Annotated in this window: 4 protein-coding genes; all 4 read left to right on the plus strand. The window is 68.7% G+C overall.

Translation table 11 applies throughout. The features are described from left to right. Positions 1 to 97 precede the first annotated feature (97 nt). Complete coding sequence (gene argE / locus C5O18_RS06420) at positions 98 to 1,261, plus strand: acetylornithine deacetylase (protein WP_105192511.1); 1,164 nt, start codon at positions 98 to 100, stop codon at positions 1,259 to 1,261. Positions 1,262 to 1,352: 91 nt separating this feature from the next. After that, positions 1,353 to 2,708, plus strand: a complete 1,356-nt coding sequence (gene argA, locus C5O18_RS06425) for an amino-acid N-acetyltransferase (protein WP_105192513.1) — start codon at positions 1,353 to 1,355, stop codon at positions 2,706 to 2,708. Between the two features lie 33 nt (positions 2,709 to 2,741). Then, positions 2,742 to 4,400: a dihydroxy-acid dehydratase gene (gene ilvD / locus C5O18_RS06430; RefSeq protein ID WP_420884478.1), complete on the plus strand. Its 1,659-nt coding sequence runs from the start codon at positions 2,742 to 2,744 to the stop codon at positions 4,398 to 4,400. Between the two features lie 39 nt (positions 4,401 to 4,439). Further along, a partial coding sequence (locus tag C5O18_RS06435; RefSeq protein ID WP_206389764.1) for a hypothetical protein occupies positions 4,440 to 5,035 on the plus strand: 596 nt, incomplete at its 3' end.

The raw sequence follows: 5,035 nt of genomic DNA on the forward strand, positions 1-5,035 counted from the left end.
CAGGTCAGATCGCACAGCATACTCCCGGACAGCGGCGCGCACGCGTCTGGAAATCGGGGTATCTTTGGGGTTCGATCCGGCAGTACGGCGGCACCGCATGACCATTTCCCCCACGCTGCGCGACCAGTTGCGCACCCTCATCGCCACCCCCAGCGTGAGCTGCACCGACGCGACCATGGACCAGGGCAACGAAGCCGTGATCCACCACCTCGCGGCCTGGGCCGAGGACCTCGGTTTCCGCTGCGAGATCATGCCGGTGGCGCCCGGCAAGGCCAACCTGATCGCCACCCTGGGCGAAGGCCCCGGCGGCCTGGTGTTCTCCGGCCACACCGACACCGTGCCCTGGGACCCGGCGAAGTGGCGCAGCGACCCGTTCACGCTGACCGAACGCGATGACCGCCTCTACGGCCTCGGCACCTCGGACATGAAGGGCTTCTTCCCGCTCGCCTTCGCCGCCGCCGCCGATGCCGTCGCGCAGGTCCGCGCCGGCCAGACGCTGGCAGCGCCGCTGATCATCCTCGCCACCTGCGACGAGGAGACCAGCATGGCCGGCGCCCGCGCGCTGGTGAGCGCCGGCCGGCCGAAGGCGCGCTTCGCCGTCATCGGGGAGCCGACCAGCCTGAAGCCGCTGCGCCTGCAGAAGGGCGTGATGATGGAACGCATCGTCATCGAGGGCCGCAGCGGCCATTCCAGCGACCCGTCGCTGGGACGCAGCGCGCTGGACGCCATGCACGCGGTGATCGGCGAACTGGTCGCCTACCGCCGCGAGCTCGCCGAAGCCCACCGCAATCCGCTGTTCACCGTGCCGGTGCCGACCCTGAACCTGGGCTGCATCCATGGCGGCGACAACCCCAACCGCATCTGCGCGCGCTGCGAGCTGCAGTACGACCTGCGCCCGCTGCCGGGCATGGACATGGACGGCCTGCGCGCCGACATCCGCCGGCGCCTGCGGCCGCTGGCCGAGCGCCACGAGGTCGAGATCCGCAACGAATCGCTGTTCAGCGGCACCGCCGCCATGGAGACACCGGCGGATTCGCCGCTGGTGCGCGCCGTGGAGCAGCTCACCGGCCATGCCGCCGGCGCCGCCGCCTTCGGCACCGAAGGCCCGTATTTCCGCGAGCTGGGCATGGACGCGGTGATCTTCGGGCCCGGTGACATCGACACCGCGCACCAGCCCGACGAATACGTCGCGCTGGCGGCCCTGCAGCCGGCCGTCGACACCCTGCGCGAGCTGGTCCGGCGCTTTTGCCTGCGACCCTGATACCCCTATACAATCAACGGCCTTCCGGGACACCGCAGGCCGTCCCCGTAACCGAGCGGCGGCGCTGATCCGCCCAGACCCCAGCAGGGCCATGACCTTGAGCAGCCAGACTCCTTTCCAGGACACCATGTCGGAACAGTACGTGCACTGGTTCCGCAACGCGGCGCCTTACATCAACGGCCACCGCGGCAAGACCTTCGTGCTGCTGTTCGGCGGCGAGGCGGTCAACCACGAGAACTTCCGCAACATCGTGCACGACATCGCCCTGCTGCATTCGCTCGGCATCAAGCTGGTGCTGGTGCACGGCGCGCGCCCGCAGATTGACGAGAACCTGATCGAGTACGGCCTGACCACGCCGTACCACAACGGCCTGCGCGTCACCACGCGCGATGCCCTGCGCTGCGTCATGGACGCGGTCGGCGCCATCCGCCTGGAGATCGAGGCGCTGCTGTCCATGGGCCTGGCCAACTCGCCCATGTTCGGCGCCAAGATCGACGCCGTGTCCGGCAACTTCATCACCGCCAAGCCCTACGGCGTGCGTGACGGCGTCGACTTCGCGCTCACCGGCGAGGTGCGCGCGGTCGACACCGAGGCCATCAACAAGAACCTGGTCAACAACCACATCGTCATCCTCGGCCCGACCGGCTACTCGACCACCGGCGAGGTGTTCAACCTGCTCGCCGAAGATGTCGCGGTGTCGGTGGCCACCGCGCTCAAGGCCGACAAGCTGATCTGCCTGGGCGAGCGCGAGGGCATCATCGACGACCACGACGAGCGCCTGCTGCGCGAGATGATCCCCAACGAGGTCGACCGCTACCTGCGCAACAAGCCGCTCGACAGCGAGCTGCTGCGCCACATGAACGCCGCCCGCGAGGCCTGCCGCGAAGGCGTCAAGCGCGTGCACATCATTTCCTACTCGCGCGACGGCGCCCTGCTGCAGGAGCTGTTCACCCGCGACGGCTCCGGCACGCTGATCACCCACGACCCGTACGAAGAGATCCGCGGCGCCGAGATCGAGGATGTCGGCGGCCTGATCGAGATGCTCGAGCCGCTGGAGGAGCAGGGCATCCTCGTGCGCCGCTCGCGCCGCAAGCTGGAGACCGAGATCGACCACTTCGTGGTGATCGAGCGCGACGGCATGATCATCGGTTGCGCCGCGCTCTACCCGCTGCCGGTCGAGCCCGGCGAAGACGCCGCCGGCGAGATCGCCTGCGTGGCCGTGCACCAGAACTACCGCAAGGGCGACCGTGGCGCCGAGCTGCTCGAATTCCTCGAGAAGCGGGCCAGTGCCAAGGGCCTGCGCAAGCTCTTCGTGCTCACCACGCGCACCGCGCTGTGGTTCCAGGAACACGGCTTCACCGTCGCCTCGGTCGATGACCTGCCGAAGCAGCGCCAGACCCTCTACAACTTCCAGCGCAACTCGCTGGTCTTCAGCAAACAGATCTGAGAATCGCAAAAGATGAGTGACATCACCCCGAACATGCGCAAGTACTCCTCCCAGGTGGTGGATGGCGTCGAGGCCGCCCCGGGCCGCGCCATGCTGCGCGCCGTCGGCTTCAGCGACGAGGACTTCAAGAAGCCGCAGATCGGCATCGCCTCGACCTGGGCCATGGTCACGCCCTGCAACATGCACATCGACAAGCTGGCGGAAGAGGCCGGCAAGGGCGCCGACACCGCCGGCGGCAAGTCGGTGATCTTCAACACCATCACCATTTCCGACGGCATCGCCAACGGTACCGAGGGCATGAAGTACTCGCTGGTCTCGCGCGAGGTCATCGCCGACTCGATCGAGACCGTGGCCGGCTGCGAAGGCTTCGACGGCATCGTGGCCGTGGGCGGCTGCGACAAGAACATGCCAGGCTGCATAATCGGCATGGCGCGCCTGAACCGTCCGTCGATCTTCGTCTACGGCGGCACCATCAAGCCCGGCCACGGCCACACCGACATCATTTCCGTGTTCGAGGCCGTGGGCCAGCACGCCAAGGGCGACATGGACCTGATCCAGGTCAAGCAGGTCGAGGACACCGCGATTCCCGGCCCCGGTTCCTGCGGCGGCATGTACACCGCCAACACCATGGCCTCCGCCATCGAAGCCCTGGGCATGTCGCTGCCGGGCTCGTCGGCGCAGGACGCCGTCAGCACCGACAAGGCCTCGGACTGCTTCCGCGCCGGCCAGCAGGTCATGGAGCTGCTGCGCCGCGACATCAAGCCGCGCGACATCATGACCCGCAAGGCGTTCGAGAACGCCATCCGCGTCATCATCGCGCTCGCCGGTTCCACCAACGGCGTGCTGCACCTGCTCGCCATGGCCCACGCCGTGGACGTGAAGCTGACGCTGGACGACTTCGTGGAGCTGGGCAAGACCACGCCGGTGCTGGCCGACCTGCGTCCGTCCGGCAAGTACATGATGTCCGAGCTGGTCGCCATCGGCGGCATCCAGCCGCTGATGAAGCGCCTGCTCGACGCCGGCCTGCTGCACGGCGACGTGCTCACCGTGACCGGGAAGACGCTGGCCGAGAACCTGGCCGACGTGCAGGACTACCCGGCAGGCCAGGACATCATCCGGCCCTTCGACAACCCCATCAAGAAGGACTCGCACCTGGTCATCCTCAACGGCAACCTGGCGCCGACCGGTTCCGTGGCCAAGATCACCGGCAAGGAAGGCCTGCGCTTCCAGGGCCGTGCCCGCGTCTACCACGGCGAGGAAGGTGCGCTCGCCGGCATCCTCAACGGCGAGGTGCAACCGGGCGAGGTCATCGTGATCCGCTACGAAGGCCCGAAGGGCGGCCCGGGCATGCGCGAAATGCTGTCGCCGACCTCGGCCGTGATGGGCAAGGGCCTGGGCAAGGAAGTCGCGCTGATCACCGACGGCCGCTTCTCCGGCGGCTCCCACGGTTTCGTGGTCGGCCACATCACGCCGGAAGCCTTCGAGGGCGGTCCGATCGCGCTGGTGGAGAATGGTGACGAGATCACCATCGACGCCGAAACCCGCGAAATCAGCCTCGCCGTGTCCGATGCCGTGCTCGCCGAGCGCCGCGCGCGCTGGACTCCGCCGGCACCGGTCTACACCCGCGGCGTGCTGGCCAAGTATGCGAAACTGGTCTCCAGCGCGTCGGAAGGTGCAGTGACCGACAAGTAAAACCCGGGCCCTCCGGCCCGCAGCCCCTCGGAGCCCGCCATGAGCCGACTGCAGCGCCTGATCCAGCCCCGGTTCAGCGCGCTGCTGACCAGCCCGAACCTGCGCGACCTGCGCAGGCGGGGACTGGAGGCCTGGCGTCGGCTCGGCCGCTACCCGCACCAGGTCAGCATCTGGCTGCGCGCCGACGACCCCTATGCCTACCTGCTGCTGCAGGCCCTGCCCGGCCTGCTGGCGCAGTTCCCGGTCGAACTGACGCTACGCACCCTGCGCGGCACCGATGCCGACACCACGCCCGATCCCGAACGCCTCGACGCCTTGGCGCGCATCGATGCCACCCGCCTGGCACGCTGGCACGGCCTGGACTTTCCCGACCATGCCGACGCGCCGCCGCCCGGGTTGCTGATCCTCGCCGACAGCCTGCTGCTGGCGCTGGAGCGCCAGGCGCCGGAAGATGCGCTGGAGACCGCGACCGCCGTGCTGCGCGCAGTCTGGTGGCAGGATGCCGACAGCCTGCGCGCCCTCGCCGCCGCCCACCTCCCGGGCACCGCGACAAGCGCGGACGAAGACCGCCTCTTCAGCGCCAACCGCGAGGCCCAGCGCGAGCTGGGGCACTACGGCAGCGCCATGCTGCACTA

This window comes from Amnimonas aquatica (assembly GCF_002943415.1).
GTDB classification, from domain to species: Bacteria; Pseudomonadota; Gammaproteobacteria; order Pseudomonadales; family Moraxellaceae; genus Perlucidibaca; species Perlucidibaca aquatica_A.